The 15380-nt window shown below is 52.4% G+C and carries 9 protein-coding genes; 8 read left to right on the forward strand and 1 reads right to left on the reverse strand.

Annotated features, from left to right (window positions below; translation table 11 throughout):
- Window positions 1-139 precede the first annotated feature (139 nt).
- The 5 genes from ACFPMF_RS22520 to ACFPMF_RS22540 all read left to right on the forward strand — a co-directional run bounded on the left by ACFPMF_RS22520 (window position 140) and on the right by ACFPMF_RS22540 (window position 6515).
- The gene (locus ACFPMF_RS22520; protein ID WP_379849311.1) at window positions 140-2302 is read left to right on the forward strand and encodes a TonB-dependent receptor; all 2163 of its coding nucleotides are present in this window, start codon (window positions 140-142) and stop codon (window positions 2300-2302) included.
- Between the two features lie 45 nt (window positions 2303-2347).
- The gene (locus ACFPMF_RS22525; RefSeq protein WP_379849313.1) at window positions 2348-2989 is read left to right on the forward strand and encodes a hypothetical protein; all 642 of its coding nucleotides are present in this window, start codon (window positions 2348-2350) and stop codon (window positions 2987-2989) included.
- 23 nt (window positions 2990-3012) lie between these two features.
- Window positions 3013-4179: a sensor histidine kinase gene (locus ACFPMF_RS22530; RefSeq protein WP_379849315.1), complete on the forward strand. Its 1167-nt coding sequence runs from the start codon at window positions 3013-3015 to the stop codon at window positions 4177-4179.
- A 63-nt stretch (window positions 4180-4242) separates the two neighbouring features.
- Entirely contained in the window at window positions 4243-5010 is a 768-nt protein-coding gene (locus ACFPMF_RS22535; protein WP_379849317.1) for a LytR/AlgR family response regulator transcription factor, read from the forward strand.
- A gap of 749 nt (window positions 5011-5759) precedes the next feature.
- Entirely contained in the window at window positions 5760-6515 is a 756-nt protein-coding gene (locus tag ACFPMF_RS22540; RefSeq protein ID WP_379849319.1) for a LytR/AlgR family response regulator transcription factor, read from the forward strand.
- Here the strand turns inward: ACFPMF_RS22540 and ACFPMF_RS22545 are convergent.
- On the reverse strand, window positions 6421-9777 hold the full coding sequence (locus ACFPMF_RS22545) for an ATP-binding protein (RefSeq protein WP_379849321.1): 3357 nt from the start codon (window positions 9775-9777) through the stop codon (window positions 6421-6423). The two genes, ACFPMF_RS22540 and ACFPMF_RS22545, sit on opposite strands and share 95 nt — an antisense overlap.
- Window positions 9778-11238: 1461 nt before the next feature.
- Here ACFPMF_RS22545 and ACFPMF_RS22550 point away from each other — a divergent pair.
- The 3 genes from ACFPMF_RS22550 to ACFPMF_RS22560 all read left to right on the forward strand — a co-directional run bounded on the left by ACFPMF_RS22550 (window position 11239) and on the right by ACFPMF_RS22560 (window position 15380).
- Window positions 11239-11979: an isoprenyl transferase gene (locus ACFPMF_RS22550; protein WP_379849323.1), complete on the forward strand. Its 741-nt coding sequence runs from the start codon at window positions 11239-11241 to the stop codon at window positions 11977-11979.
- 3 nt (window positions 11980-11982) lie between these two features.
- On the forward strand, window positions 11983-14622 hold the full coding sequence (gene bamA, locus ACFPMF_RS22555; RefSeq protein ID WP_379849325.1) for an outer membrane protein assembly factor BamA: 2640 nt from the start codon (window positions 11983-11985) through the stop codon (window positions 14620-14622).
- A 116-nt stretch (window positions 14623-14738) separates the two neighbouring features.
- Window positions 14739-15380 (forward strand): OmpH/Skp family outer membrane protein, encoded by a 642-nt coding sequence (locus ACFPMF_RS22560; RefSeq protein ID WP_379849451.1) that lies wholly within the window; start codon window positions 14739-14741, stop codon window positions 15378-15380.

Raw genomic sequence — 15380 nt, forward strand, 5'->3', positions numbered from 1 at the left:
GAGTGGGCCGGCCAGGCTCTCCGGGCCAATCATCCGCCGATTTGCCGGGTTTGCGCTACCCGAACCGGTGTTCGTCGGAATTTGCTTCAAATCCGGCGGGTACGCCCCTAGTTTCGATTCGCATTCGAACGAATCCACGATGAAAACACTCTTACTTTTCGGCGGAGCCCTCCTGCTGCCCGCGCTGCTCCGGGCGCAGACTACGATAACCGGCCGAATTACCGACCGCAAAGGGGCCGGACTTCCCGGTGCCAACGTCTTTATCAAAGGCTCATACGACGGCGTCAATACCGATGCCAATGGCGCGTTCAGTTTCCAGACCGATCAGAAAGATACGGCAACCGTTGCGGTGAGTTTTATCGGGTACGAGCCATTTCAGCAGCTCCTTAAGCTTGACCAACCGACGGTTTTGTTCAACGCGAAATTGCAGGAAACGGCCACGATCCTGAATACGGTCGTCATCACGGCGGGGGCCTTCGAAGCCAGCGACGAAAAACGCCAGACGGTTTTGAAACCGCTCGATATTGTGACGACCGCCAGCGGGGGGGCCGACATTCCGGCGGTGATGCAACTGCTGCCGGGGGCGCAGCGCGTCGGCGACCAAACCGGCCTGTTTGTCCGGGGTGGGGCCGCTTCCGAAACGCGCACGATCATTGACGGTATGGTGGTGCAAAATCCGTTTACGAGCGGAGGGCCGGACGTGGCCCAGCGAAGCCGGTTTTCGCCGTATCTGTTCAAAGGTACGGCGTTCAGCACGGGCGGTTATTCGGCCCAGTACGGTCAGGCGCTGTCGTCGGTCCTGACGCTCAATACGAAAGACCGGGCCGAGGATAACGACGGGGTGAGCATCGGTTTCCATGCTGCGGGGATTGATCTGTCGGCTTTCAAAAAAGAACGGGTAACGGTTTCGCTGAATTACACCAACCTGAATCCGTTGTTTAATAGCCTGAAACAAAACATCAGCTGGAGGCACGCACCCGAAGCAGGTGGAGGCTCAATTATCCTGACGCAGCCCTTCGGCAAACACGGGCTCCTGAAACATTATACGGATGTATCGGCCAGCTACCAGGCCATCGAGTTCCGGAATTTTACCGGCGATTTCCGCCCGTCGCCCTTTACTGTCCGAAACCGGAATGCCTTTACGATGACCACCTACCAAACCACCTGGGACGAAGGACGCTGGGGGTTGCAGGCTGGCATGAATTACAACATCAACCGCGACCAGCTTGGGATCGATACCGTGCAGGCCCGGACGCAGGAGCAGCGGATGCAGGGGCGGCTGGTGCTGACCCGTTCGTTAAATGACAACGTCTCGTTATTGACTGGCGCAGAATTGCATCGGTACACCTACCTGAACCGCTACGGCCCCTGGGGCGGCTCGCTGACCGACTGGTATTCGGCAGTTTTTGTGGAAACCGAGGTGTTCTTCAGCCGGAAGTTGGCCATGCGGGCGGGTGTGCGTGGGGAACGGTCGTCGGTGATTGGGCGCGGCAATGTGTCGCCCCGCCTGTCGATGGCGTACAAAACCGGCCCCTACGGCCAGGTCTCACTGGCGGCCGGGCAGTTTTACCAGACACCAGAGCAAACCTACCTGCTGACGAATCCTGACCTGCGGTTTGAGCGGGCCAGCCATCTGATTGTGAATTACCAGCGTATTCACAACAACCGGACGTTCCGGGTAGAAACCTTCTACAAAGATTACCAGAACCTGGTGCGGGAACATACCAACGGTTTTTACGATCCGAACATGTACCGTTTTCCGAACGGGCAGACCGACAACAGCGGGTTTGGCTACGCGCAGGGCTTCGATCTGTTCTGGCGCGACAAGCAGTCGATGAAAAACGTCGATTATTGGGTTTCGTACTCGTTTCTGGATACCCAGCGGTTGTTTCGCAATTACCCCGTAGAGGCCATGCCAACCTTCGCGGCCACGCACACGCTGAACCTGGTTTTCAAGAAAGCGTTTCCGGCCATCGGCATCAATACCGGGGCGACATATTCGCTGGCGAGCGGACGGCCCTACTATAACCCGGGAAGCGACCAGTTTCTGGGCGATAAAACCCGCCCGTACAGCAGCCTCAGCATGAAGGTGAGCTACGTCCGAATGCTATCGCGGAAGTTTCTGGTGCTCTACGCATCGGCCGAAAATGTGCTGGGAACGAAGAATATATACGGCTATCGCTACACCCCCGATGGCACGCAAAAGTTTGCGGTGGTGCCGCCGTTCTACCGGTTTTTCTTCGTCGGAGCCTTATTGAGTCTAACCCGGAAAGCGATTGATCCTGACTTGATTACCAATTAAGGTCCGTGCGAACAGCCTTTTTTATCCATCTACTTATTATCAACCATGAAAAAAATAGCCCTTTTCCTTGCGCTGGTGCTGGTATTCTCCCGCACGTACTCCCAAAACGAGAAATACACGAAAGCGATGGAAGATGCCATTGCCAAGGCAACATACGCGACGCCGACGCCGGAGCTTCAGCGGACAGCCGGCCAGTTTGAACGCATCGCCAATGCCGAAACCGCCGAGTGGTTGCCCGCTTACTGGGCTTCGTACACCTACATGTTGCTGTCGTTTAAAGAAACCGATACCGGTAAGAAAGACGCCCTGCTGGACAAGGCCGATGAGTTTTACAAAAAAATCGCTACCCGGCAGGCTGACAACGATGAACTGATGGTGTTGGCGGCCGCCCTGGCCAGTGCCCGGCTGGCGGTCGATGGTGAAAACCGCTGGCAGGAATACGGCCCGATTTTTCAGGCGAATCTGGATAAGGCGAAGCAGAAGAATGCCGGGAATCCGCGAATTTATCTGCTGGAAGGGCAATCGCTGTACTACACACCGGAGCAATTTGGGGGAGGGAAAACCGTGGCCTGTCCGGTGTTGAAAAAAGCCGCCGAAAAATTCACTACCTTCAAACCGGCGTCCACCATTCACCCCGGTTGGGGGCTGGATATGAATCAGCAACTGCTGAGCCAGTGTGGGCAGTAGAGCAATCTTAACCTGTTGTGCCGATGAGTTCTTTTCAAAGCCGGAAAGCCAGCAATCTATTTCTGCAAAATAGCCTGCGCGACTGGGTCGTATCCATTGTGGTTATTGCTATGATGGTCTACGGGTTGAGCGGCATCATTTATTTTACGCTGGAACTGGTCAACCCGACCGGCGAGTACATCGGGATTACGATCATGATCTGCATCAGCAACCTGATCGATGCGATTTGTGTCCTGGCCATCTGCTCACTATTTGGGTTGGTTGCTCACCGGTTTTCGCCGGTCTGGGTGCAACACCTGGTTTTGACCTTAATCTTTCTGAGTACGGTTGGTGTATTAGACGTGCTGATATGGCGGAAGATTGGACTTGTTTTTTTCGATACGCCCGAAATTATGATGTACCGAAAGCGGGCCAATAACACGTCGATGCTATACCTGCTGGGGCCGATTGGCGTCGGGAATCTGTTTTTTTATTTTCAGCAGCGGGCCCGCACCTTCACCCGGAAAATTACCGAGCAGGAGTACCAGTTGTTGCAGCTCGAACAGCAGAAAACCCGCGCCGAACTCGAAGCGCTTCAGGCTAAAATCAATCCCCATTTTCTGCATAACGCCCTGAATTCCATCGCCAGTCTGGTGCACGATGAACCCGACCGGGCCGAACGGATGGTGGTTTTGCTGTCCAAATTGTTCCGGTATTCGACCGGGATGAAAAACCGCTATTTCAATTCCATTGCCGATGAACTGGAGATGGTGCAAACCTACCTGGATGTGGAACAGGTGCGATTTGGCGACCGACTGACGTACCGCATCGACCTGACGGACAAACGCCTGAATGACATCCAGATTCCGCAATTTCTGCTGCAACCGCTGGTCGAAAACGCCATCAAGCACGGGATTTCGAAAGTGGCCGGGCCGGGCGCGATCGTTCTCCGGATTACGGAAGAAAACGGCTGGCTGATGGCCCGGATTCACGACAATGGCCCGGTTTTCCCGGAAGACCTCGTCGCGGGGTACGGGTTACAAAGTATTCAGGATAAGCTCAAATTATTATATGGAGCCGATGCCAGATTGCTGGTCGAAAACAAACCGCTGAAAGAAGTGGTGGTGCAGATTCGGAAAGAACGACTAAGCACCGCTCCGGAGCCGGTTCGACCGCCGGTGCTGGCCACTACCAAACCGATTTCATCCTGAGAACCGTCCATTTCCGGGCCCACGAAAACCGGGTATACAGCCGCTGAACCGAACGTTTGACACATGGCAACTCAATTTCCCCTCCGAACGCTGCTGGTTGACGACGAACCACTGGCCCTGAACCGGCTCCGTCGCCTGCTGAAGCGCTATGAAGATACTTTCTCGATCGTCGGCGAAGCGGTCAACGGGCTGGAAGGGCTCAAGGCGGTGGAAGAGCTGGAACCCGATCTGATTTTTCTGGACATCGAGATGCCTGGTCTGACGGGTTTTGAAATGCTCGGCAGGTTGCCGTATCTGCCGATGGTGGTATTTGCGACGGCCTACGACGATTATGCCGTCCGGGCTTTCGAGGAAAACTCCATCGACTACCTGCTGAAACCCATCGAGCCGGAGCGGCTGGAAAAAACCGTTGAGCGAATTCGGAAAATGCGGTTGGAACCAGCCGTGGCCGGCCCGGATTTGCGGCATGTGCTGGCGTTGTTGAAACCCAAGAAAGAGCTGCACTCCATCTCCGTCAAAACCGGTGACCGCATTCTGTTGATTCCGCTGTCAACCATTGCCTATTTCGAAGCCGAGGATAAGTATGTTTTTCTGAATACCATTGACGGTCAGCAGTTTTTGACGAATTATACCCTTTCGACGCTGGAAGAGAAACTCCCGGATTCATTCACCCGCATCAGCCGGTCGGCCTTGCTTAACTCGCGCCACATTCAGGAGATCCAGCGGCATTTCAATGGGAAATTCGTCATCATTATGCGGGATAAAAAGGCTACGCATCTGATGACCGGCAGTAGTTTTCACGACAACCTGAAAAGTATCATGGAACTATAGCGTGGACTGGTGAGCCGGCTTTCGGCCGCCGGTGCAACGGGTCACGGCGTCGGCGCCCGGAAATACCGGCCTACCTGCGTTCCTCTTTCTTGTGCCCACAACGTACGACTCTCCGCCTGGGCAGCCCATTTATAGGACAGCACGCTCACAACGTACGGCAAATTCTCTGCGGTGGCTGAAATCGCCAGCTTTTCCCAATCTGGGTAAAAATACTGAGAGAGACAGGATGGAAATTGGAGATAAACCTCCGAAGTCTGTTCGTCTGCCTGCCGGGCGTCCGAAAAATTACCTAATTTACGGTTTTTGGCAGGATTCTCCCAGTCTTTTGGCAGGATTTTTATCTATTTTAGAAGGTACTTTGTGCGCAATTGCTGAGCGTTCCGCTAAACACGCCTTGCTACTACTATACCTAAAAGCTCTTATTCTCTGTCCTATCCTTTTATTCCCATGATCATTCCAATCGATTGCTCCAAAAAAAGTCGTGACCAGCTGGGCCGCTATGTACTCTTCCTTTCCTGCGCCTACCCTGGCCCCCGTTTGGCTGGGCAAACCGCGGGTATCAGCCAGAAACCGGCTGATTCAAAAAAGAAATTTTCGTAACTACCGAAACCAATCAGTCGTCCGACGTCTAAAGAAAGACTCTTTTTCGTATCAGCCAGAAACCGGCTGATTCAAAAAAGAGTCTGTTTATCCCGCGAGCTGGTCAGCTTCCTATGCGATTAGTCCGTATACCCACTGATTGAAAAGTTATGGATATCGATTCTGTTCAACCCTCCAGGGCATCGGTCGGCCTTATGCAGGTGCAGCAATGCCTTATTGTGACTCCCTCCACGCTGGCTGCTGCCGAATTGGGGGGCTACATCAATCAGTTGCCCTTTTTGGCTCCTCCCGAGGTTTGTGTGTCCACAGACCAGGCTGAGCACCTGCTGCAGACCAAATCATATGATATAGTCTGGCTGGATATGAGCCATCCCACTACGGCCGGGGCCCGGCTGATTCGGTCGTTTGCCGGACGGGTGCCCTTCATTGTAACCTCAGCCAACGCCAATTTTGCCGTGGAAGGCTTCCAGCTGGGTGTGGCCGATTACCTGCTCAAACCGTTTAATTACCTGCGTTTTACGCGCGCCGTCAATCGGGCCCTGAGCGCTCAAACGACACCGGCTATAGGGACAGAACACCCGTTTCTGTTTCTAAAGCAGGGGCATTCGTTTCAGCGGTTTGATCATAGTGACATCGACTATATTCAGGCCTACGGAATTTATTGCAAGATTTACGGTCGGCGGCAGGTGGATGTGGTCAACGAAACGATTTCGCGACTGGAGCAGGCGCTGCCAGGGCAGCAATTTTTGCGAATCCACAAGTCCTACATCGTCAACCTGACCAAGATCACGGGGTACTCCTACCGGACGATCAACGTCGGTCAGCATCAGCTGTCGCTGGGGGCGGCTTATCGGGACCGGTTTGAAGGTTTTCTGAGTCTGCTTGGTAAAAAAGAGGAAGAGTAGCCTGGGTATCGGTCGTTTTCGCCGAATTTCGCAGGAAAGCAGTCGGATACTTGCCAAACCGCTGAAAAAACAACCGTGAGAAATACACCACATCCTGAAATCCCACGGCATAACACACTTCCTTGACGGTCGTATACCGTTGATTTTCCAGCGACTCGCGGGCACTCTGCAGCCGGACTTCCTGAATGAATTGATGGGGTGAAAAACCGGTTCGTTTTTTTAATTGCCGGTACAGTTGCCGTTCGCTGCTATTGATGGCGTCGGCCAGTGTATTGACCTGAAAGGAGCGATTAGCCAGATTTTTCTGGATGATCTGCGCGATCTGCAGCAGCCATTCGTCTTCTGCCGAGGGCGGAGCTGTCGGAGCGGTTTCGGGCGGCAGTTGTTGCTCCCAGACCGCCCGTTCCTGTGATCGTTCGAGCAGGTTATGGATCCGGATAACGAGTTCATCCTGATCGAACGGCTTATTCATGTAGTCAGCTACGCCGAGTCGCAAAGCCTGAAGTTTAACATCCCGGCTGTTGCGGGCCGTTAGCATCAGCACCGGAATGGTCCGAAAGGTAGGATGCTGTTGAAGCTGATCGACGAGTGCCATCCCATCCATATCCGGCATCATCAAATCGGTCACGATCATCTGGGGCAATTCCGGGTCGGGCAGGCTACCCAGCCATTCCCAGGCTTCCCGACCATTATGGGTGACGTGAAGCTGATAAAAGGGAGTCAGAATCGTTTCGAGGTAGGTCACCATGTCGACATTGTCTTCGACGAACAGAATGCGGGCTACTTTCTGATTTACAGATGACTCCAGATCTTTCGAAATCGTCGTAGGAGTCTCGGCAGGCTCGGTAAGGATTGGTTGTCGGGGCTGAATTGACTGGGCGGGCTGGTATGGATGGGTAAAGGAAAACGTACTTCCTTTTCCGGGTTCACTGTCAACGGTTAAGGTTCCTTCCCAGAGACGGCAATAGTCGAGGGACAAGGCTAAGCCAATCCCGGTTCCCCCATGTAACGGAGCGTCCGGTTGTTGTGACTGGTAATACCGCTCGAAAATATGGGGCAAGTCATTCGGATGAATACCGGGGCCGGTATCCATGACGTCAACGCGGACCTTATCTTCCGAGGTTTGCAATCGAACGGTGACTGCTCCGCCCGAGGGGGTAAAGCGCAGCGCATTTGCCAGCAGGTTTTTCAGGACGGTTTCGACCTTGGAAGCGTCCATCAGGAGCCAGAGCGGCTTGTTCGTGCCCTCGACGGTTAAACGCAGGCCGGTATATTCAGCCTGGGAATGGAACATCGCGACGGTCTGGTTGATGAGTTGGGCCAGATTCGCAGGTCGTTTTACCACCTGAATGCCGTTTTCATCCAGCTTCGACAAGTCGAGCAAATCACTGACCATTGTCAGCAATTGCCGGGCGTTACGGTCCATGCTGCTGAGCAGCCGGAGCAGCGCCGGGTCGGAAAGCTGCTTCGACAAATAGGTCAGCGGTCCCAGCAATAAGGTCAAAGGAGTTCGGAATTCGTGCGAAACATTGGCGAAAAACCGGTCTTTCAGTGTGGCGCTGGCCTGCAGATCGGCGGCCTGTTGTTCAATAACGGCTTTGTCTTTTTCAATTTGGGTGGTTCGGCGGGAAACCTCCTCTTCCAGTCGTTTGGTTTCACGGATCAACTGTTTGTTTCGCCACCAGAAAATGCCCCAGATCGCCCCTGCCACCAGCAGCAACAGCAGCAGCAAAAACCAGTTTTGAAGATAGAACGGTTTCAGGACTGTGATTGGGATAGTCAGCGTTTTGGAAACCCACTGGCCGTTGGGGTTTTGAGCGCGTACCTCAAGCTGATAGGTTCCCGGGGGAAGTCCATTGATGCTGATGTCCCGCTGGAGTTTGGAGGTCCAGTAGTCCTGCCAGCCTACGATGCGGTAGGATAGCCGGAACTGCCGGCCGTACCGGTAGTCGAGCAGTGAAAAAGAAAGCGAAAAAGAACGATTCTGGGGTGGAATACGAATTTGTTTTGTTTGGTCGAAGTCCGGAAGATAGTCGATTCGCTCGCCTGTGTTGGCGTTGAGCTGTTCGTAGTGGGTGAGCATGAGCGGCACAATAACCGGTTTTTCCGTTAACTGCTTATCAGGCCAGAACGTAGTAATCCCGTTAAGACCACCCAAAAATAATTGCCCGTCATTACTCTGATAGTTCGAAGTCAGGTTAAATTCTTCGTGGGCAATACCGTCTTTAGGCAGATAGACTTGAACCTGATGCGTGTATTTGTTGAAGCGCATTAAGCCATAGTTACTCGGTAACCAAAGATGTCCATGCCGGTCTTCATGAACGGAATAAAGCGCATCGTTGGATAGTCCGTTTTCCTGGGAAAAATGCTGCCATTTTCCCGTATCGCGTTCCCAGCGGATAAGCCCTCCAATGCGGGAGGTTAACCAGAAGATACCCGGTTGAGTTCGGTCAAAATGAACAAATGAGATGTTATCGAGCGGTAGATCGTTAGGAGCAGCATCCTTCGTGCTGTACCGGGCTATGATTCCGCGCACGGTGTCGAGCAGGTACAGCCCGGAGGTAGCTGCCACCCAGATATGGCCGGTTTTTGGATCGGGAAAAAAACCGTGAATTCGGTTCTGGGCAAGTTCCGGGTAGTGATTATAACGGGTGAAGGGCTGGACCTGTTGCTTCTGAGCATCGAAAAAGCCGATTCCTTCGTCATAGCCCAGCCAGAAATTATGTCGTTTATCCTGCCAGAGCGCCCAGCAATTGCCATGCGCTTTATCCAGGCTGAATTTCCGGGCAATCCGAGTTTGGAGATCAATTTGGGCCAGCGTATCCCCGGAAGCGGTCCATATTTTATTATCATTGCCCAGAATGACAGGCACGTAGTCGTATCGTACCAGATTTTGCAGATTATGCGTTTTTCCGGTGCCCAGTTCAATGAGACGAACGCCATTGTAGGAGTTTACCCAGAGCCAATTCCCTACTTTGAGAATTCCCCGGGTGCTAAATTTGAGGGGATTCACGTCATTTTCCGGCGAGTAAAGCAACCGATTAAATTGGTTGCGTTCGAGCGTTAACAGTAAAAAACCGTTCTGCGTGCTTATCCAAACGGCCCCGGTTTTGTCAACAAATAGGTGGTTTAATTTGGCCAGGCTGGCAATCGGAAAACCGGTACTGGCCAGATTGAATACGATCCCCTCTCTTGGATGCCAGGCAAAGAGTACATTAGGCCCCATAAACCAGAATAATCCGTGCGTTGCGTCGTAAACCATTCTGGTTTCTTCGAACGAATAATCCAGCGGGTCTGGAAAAGGACTGGTTGACCAGGTAATCGGGATATTGTGCAATTCGCCCGTCTGATCAAGCCGGTATAAAAGGTTCTTAACCCCGTCTCGTGATAACCGAGGAGATATGTTAGGGGTTTCTTTGGAATCGAAGTAAGCGGATAGGTAAATCGATCCCTGAGAATCAACGGATGTAAGGGCTAGATGAGCGGGAATAAGCTGTCGTCGGTGAATGTGTCCACTTCGGGTAAGTTCAATAAGTTCGTTCTGATCCGGGTTTGTGGGCACAGCAAACGTCAGTAAAAGGTTTCCTGTTGGCGAAGTCAGGATGCTTTGCAATCGAGCCTGGGCCGGGTGCCGGAAAAGATGGTTGAACCTTCCCTTGCCTTCATAAACCCAAATAGACCCATCAACGGTAGGAAATACCAGGGGGTCGCCAGGTCGGGGTGAGCGATAAAGTTTTAAATTATTTAAATCGACCCTGGAAAAATCAAATGGTAGCGGGTGTTTAAAACGCTGTTCAAACGATATAGCTTCTGATTGTCCGGGCGGAAGAATGACCAGTTGATTCTGGTTTCCCATTCCATATTTTACAATCCAGAGATTTCCTTCGGCATCGGTTTGGAGAGACTTAACGGACATGTACTGTACGTTTTCCTTCAAGGTAGATCCCAGTCGGTGCGAAAGTGTTTTAAAGGTGTAATTATCAAACCGATAGGCATTACTTAACGTACCGATCCAGACAAAACCCTGTTGATCCTGTCCTATCGTTAAAACGCCCCGAGCGGGCAAGCCTTCGGAGAGGGAGAAGTGTTGCACCTTGACGATATACAAAGGATCGGCTGCAAGGGCCGATATTGCCGCAAACAAGCTCCAGATCAGGGTAAAAACCGTTTGCGGGGGACGTATAACCATTGACAATCGGACTTTAAAGAACTTGTCACTCGTCTGCATACAAACCAATATCTTCCAAAATTACCTTATTTCCTGCTTTTGACAGTGTAGTCATCGTTGTTTGGGGTTTATTTCAGGTACGAAGTTGCTGACCGCGCTTCAAACTGAACCGATCCCTCGTCAGGACGTCTAAAGGTAGGCATTTTAAACATAGCTAGGTGGCCTACCTGCCCGTTAGGTTGTATCCCGCGCGCGAATTGGGTGGGATCGACTCGACGGATAGGGGCTCCGGTCAGGCAGAAACCGGAGGATCCGAAACTAAAAACCCCCCGCTTTGAGGTGGTCGGAATGGCCCTGGTCTCTCCATTTCCAACCCGGAAATATCGCATCGGCCACCAGGCCGGGAAGGATTAAAAATATAATCTTTCCTTTATGGCTTCGCGTTCTCACTCCTTTTAAATCCCTGTGTTTTTTAGTAACTTGCAGCCTGATTTTGAACGGCCCACCTCGTCGGGCCGTCTTTTTGTTAAAGTTTGTTAAAACGAATCCGGCTGAATGAAAGAACTCATTGACCTGAGCAATCTGCCCCGACACATCGCCGTTATTATGGACGGAAACGGACGCTGGGCCAAAAAGCAGGGCGCTGCGCGGGTATTCGGCCACCGAAATGCGATTAAATCCGTCAGGGAAGTAACCGAAGGATGTGCAGAGCTGGGTGTGAAATACCTGACACTCTATACCTTTTCCACGGAAAACTGGAGCCGTCCCAAGATGGAAATCGATGCACTGATGCATTTGCTGGTGCATACCATCCGCAACGAGGTTCCGACGCTGATGGAGAATAACGTTCGGTTGCAGACCATCGGAAATACCGAATCGTTACCGAAAGATTGCCGGTCGGAGTTGGCTGAAGCCATGCGGCTGACCGAAAATAACAATGGGCTGCAACTGATTCTGGCCCTGAGTTATAGCGGAAAGTGGGATATCATGGAAGCCACCCGGAAAATTGCCCGGGAAGTTCAGAATGGAACCCTGGCACCCGATCAGATTGACGAAGAGGTGTTTGCCAATGCCCTGGCGACGAAGGGAGTCGACGAGGTCGATCTGATGATCCGGACGGGGGGCGATCATCGAATCAGTAACTTTATGCTCTGGCAGTTAGCCTACGCAGAACTCTATATTATGAATGACGTGTTGTGGCCCGATTTTCGTAAGCCCCACCTGTGGGAAGCTATTCTGACGTATCAGAACCGTGAACGGCGTTTTGGCAAAATCAGTGAACAACTCGTGAAGTGATGTATGAAAATAACTCTTACCACCTTGCAATCCCTGAATAATCGAGTATTTCTGGCGGGCGTTAGTGCGCTGTTGGTCCTGGCTTCCCTGACGGGTCAGGCGCAGGTTCGGCCCGGATTCGGGGGGGGACGCATTACCACGACCCCAAGCCCGGTTGCTCCCTCGCCGATTACGCTGGATTATGCCGATCCGAAAGAATATGAAATTGCCGGCCTGACCGTCACGGGTAACAAATACCTCGATCCGAACTCCCTGCTGTCACTGACCGGTTTGAAAGTAGGCGATAAAGTCCGGATTCCGGGCGAAAGCATCAATGGCGCCATCAAACGACTCATGGCCCAGGGGCTGCTGGAAGATGTCGAAATTCTGGCCACGAAAGTCGAGGGCAGCCAGGTGACCCTCAATGTATCGATCAAGGAACAGCCCCGGTTATACAAAGTAACGTTCGTCGGCATTCGGAAGTCGGAGCAGGATGCGCTTAAGGACAAAGTTAAACTGAACCTGGGCCGGTTGATTTCCAATACGTTAGTGAAGAATACCCAGCTGAGCGTTAAAAAGTACTTCGTTGAAAAAGGCTTCCTGAACGCGAAGGTAAAGATCATTCAGGTTCCGACCGATAGTACCCGCAACCAGGCCACCATGCGCGTGTCCGTTGAAAAGGGCGGCAAGGTTAAGATCCACAATATCGACATTCGGGGCCGCGAACTGGTGGATGAATCGAAAATACGGATGAAAATGAAGGGGACCAAGCAGATGCGGTTTGGCCGGCTGTTTACGCCTTCCAAATTTGTTCCCAAGAAGTTCGAGGAAGACAAGCAGAAAGTGGTCGAGTATTACAATAAACTCGGCTACCGCGATGCCGCCATTACCTTCGACTCGGTTTTTGCCCATGATGGCCGGACGGTGGACATTATTATGGACATCGACGAAGGCCAGAAATACTACGTTCGTAACATCACCTGGGAAGGCAATTACCTGTATACTGATGAAAAGCTGACGCAGATTCTGGGGATTAAAAAAGGGGACGTATACAGTAAAGAAGCCATCGAGAAGCAGAAAAACGGTATTCCCGGCGGTGACCTGAGTTCGGCCTACATGGACTTTGGCTATCTGTATTTCAACGCCGAAGACGTCATCAAGAGCGTCGAGGGGGATTCGCTGGACCTTGAATTCCGGATTTTTGAAGGCAAACAGGCTACCATCAACCGGATTATCCTGAACGGTAACACAAAAACCAGCGACCACGTTGTCCTGCGGGAAATCCGGACGTTGCCCGGGCAGAAATTCAGCAAAACCGACATCATCCGGACGCAGCGCGAATTGGCTACGCTGGGCTATTTCGACCCCGAAAAGATCGGAATCAACCCGGTTCCGCAGCCCGATGGCACGGTCGATATTGAATACAACGTGGAAGAAAAACCGAGTGACCAGATCGAGCTGTCCGGTGGCTGGGGTGGTTACGTGGGCTTTGTCGGTACGCTGGGGCTGGTGTTCAACAACTTCTCGGCCCGCAACATCACGAACATGAAAGCCTGGCGGCCGCTCCCGGCGGGTGACGGCCAGAAACTGGCCCTGCGTTTTCAGGCCAACGGACGGCAGTTCCAGACCTACTCCCTGACGTTTACGGAACCGTGGCTCGGCGGTAAAAAGCCGAATGCCCTTTCCGTCAGTGTGTCGCGGACGGTTTACCGGATTTCGGATTATTCTCAGCTGTATACCAATCCGAGTGCCTACGGAAAGAACTTCCTGGGGTCCTACGGAAACACGATGGTTTCGTTGGGGTTGGGCCGCCGGTTGCGTTTCCCGGATGACTTCTTCCAGTTGAGCAACTCGCTGACCTACCAGCGGTATGAGCTGAATAATTACGACATTTTCGGGATTGGATTGAACAACGGGACCTCCAACAGCATCACGTTCAACACCACGCTGGCGCGGAACAGCATCGATAATCCGCAGTTCCCGCGTTCGGGTTCGTCGATCTCCCTGCTGGCGACGTTTACGCCACCTTACTCGGCTTTCTCCAATAAAACGACCAACAAGAACGTCGATATCCGGGACCGGTATAAATGGGTCGAATACCACAAATGGATGTTCGACGCCAGCTGGTTTGCCACCGTTACGGGTAAACTGGTCCTGAACGCCCGGGCGCACATGGGCTTCCTGGGTCGGTATAACCCCCGGACGGAGTTCAGCCCGTTCGAGCGGTTTGTGCTGGGGGGATCGGGTCTGGCCGGTACGGGGCAGTTCGCCCTCGCCCAGGACATCATCGGTTTGCGGGGCTATAACGACCGCGATGTCTACACCGGCATCAACGGTATTGCGCCAACCCAGCAGGAGCGGGCGCGGGGCGGTTTGGCCTTCAGCAAATACATAATGGAATTGCGGTATCCGGTTTCTCTGAACCCCTCAGCGACGATTTTCGTGCTGACGTTCCTCGAAGCCGGAAATAACTGGGGGAACTTCAAAAACTACAACCCATTTGATCTGAAACGATCGGTGGGGGCCGGCGCGCGGATCTTTATGCCAGCCTTCGGTCTGATCGGGATCGACTACGGGTACGGTTTCGACCGGATGCCCGGTTCGCCGACCCGGACAGGGCCGGGTGGTCAGTTCCACTTTACCATCGGACAGCAAATCCGATAAGAAATTGCACTCGGCGACGTTACTTATAGACACAAAACAAGTGACAGTCAGACTGTAATTGATTCATGCAGAAGAAAATAATGTCGATGCCGCCCGGTTTTGTTTCAAAAAGTGTCATGAAAAAAGGACTAATTTTTGTAACTTTGCTCTCCTTTTTGGCGATTGGGTCCGCGCGGGCGCAAAAGTTGGGGTACGTTGATTCGGAATTTATTACGAGCAAAATGCCCGCTTATCAGAAAGCCCTGGCGGAGATCGACAAGTTTGCCGAAAAATGGTCGAAGGATATTCAGGATAAATATGCGGAGATCGACAAATTGCAAAAGACCTACCAGGCCGAAGAAATCCTCCTGACGGAAGATATGAAGCGCGACCGGTTGCGGGTCATCAGTGATAAGGAGCACGAGGCCCGGGAATATAATAACCGGGTATTTGGCTACGAAGGGATGCTATTTGAGAAAAAGAAAGAGTTGATGAAACCCGTGACCGAAACCGTCATGCGGGCCATCGACAAAGTAGCCACCCAGAAACGATTGGGCATGGTGCTGGACAAAGCCAGCGAGGGGGTAGTTATCCTCTACACCAATCCAATTTACGATTACACCGATTACGTGATGGAAGAACTGGGTTTATCCATCGATAAAAAATCCAAAAACGTCACAACTGCTGAAGGCGATAATACCGTAGCGCCGGATAAGGAATTAAACCCGGCAACCAATTCTAAATCAAATACAAGTAAACCGACCAAACAACCAAAATAA

Origin of the sequence: Larkinella bovis (assembly GCF_042655385.1) — a bacterium.
GTDB lineage: Bacteria > Bacteroidota > Bacteroidia > Cytophagales > Spirosomataceae > Larkinella > Larkinella bovis.

Excerpts from the sequence above, each read along its gene's own strand:
- ACFPMF_RS22545 (WP_379849321.1), bottom strand. The coding sequence starts at position 9,777 with ATGGTTTACGACGCAACGCACGGATTATTCTGGTTTATGGGGCCTAAT.
- ACFPMF_RS22530 (WP_379849315.1), top strand. The coding sequence starts at position 3,013 with ATGAGTTCTTTTCAAAGCCGGAAAGCCAGCAATCTATTTCTGCAAAAT.
- ACFPMF_RS22525 (WP_379849313.1), top strand. The coding sequence starts at position 2,348 with ATGAAAAAAATAGCCCTTTTCCTTGCGCTGGTGCTGGTATTCTCCCGC.
- ACFPMF_RS22520 (WP_379849311.1), top strand. The coding sequence starts at position 140 with ATGAAAACACTCTTACTTTTCGGCGGAGCCCTCCTGCTGCCCGCGCTG.
- ACFPMF_RS22560 (WP_379849451.1), top strand. The coding sequence starts at position 14,739 with ATGAAAAAAGGACTAATTTTTGTAACTTTGCTCTCCTTTTTGGCGATT.
- ACFPMF_RS22535 (WP_379849317.1), top strand. The coding sequence starts at position 4,243 with ATGGCAACTCAATTTCCCCTCCGAACGCTGCTGGTTGACGACGAACCA.
- ACFPMF_RS22540 (WP_379849319.1), top strand. The coding sequence starts at position 5,760 with ATGGATATCGATTCTGTTCAACCCTCCAGGGCATCGGTCGGCCTTATG.
- ACFPMF_RS22550 (WP_379849323.1), top strand. The coding sequence starts at position 11,239 with ATGAAAGAACTCATTGACCTGAGCAATCTGCCCCGACACATCGCCGTT.
- bamA (WP_379849325.1), top strand. The coding sequence starts at position 11,983 with ATGAAAATAACTCTTACCACCTTGCAATCCCTGAATAATCGAGTATTT.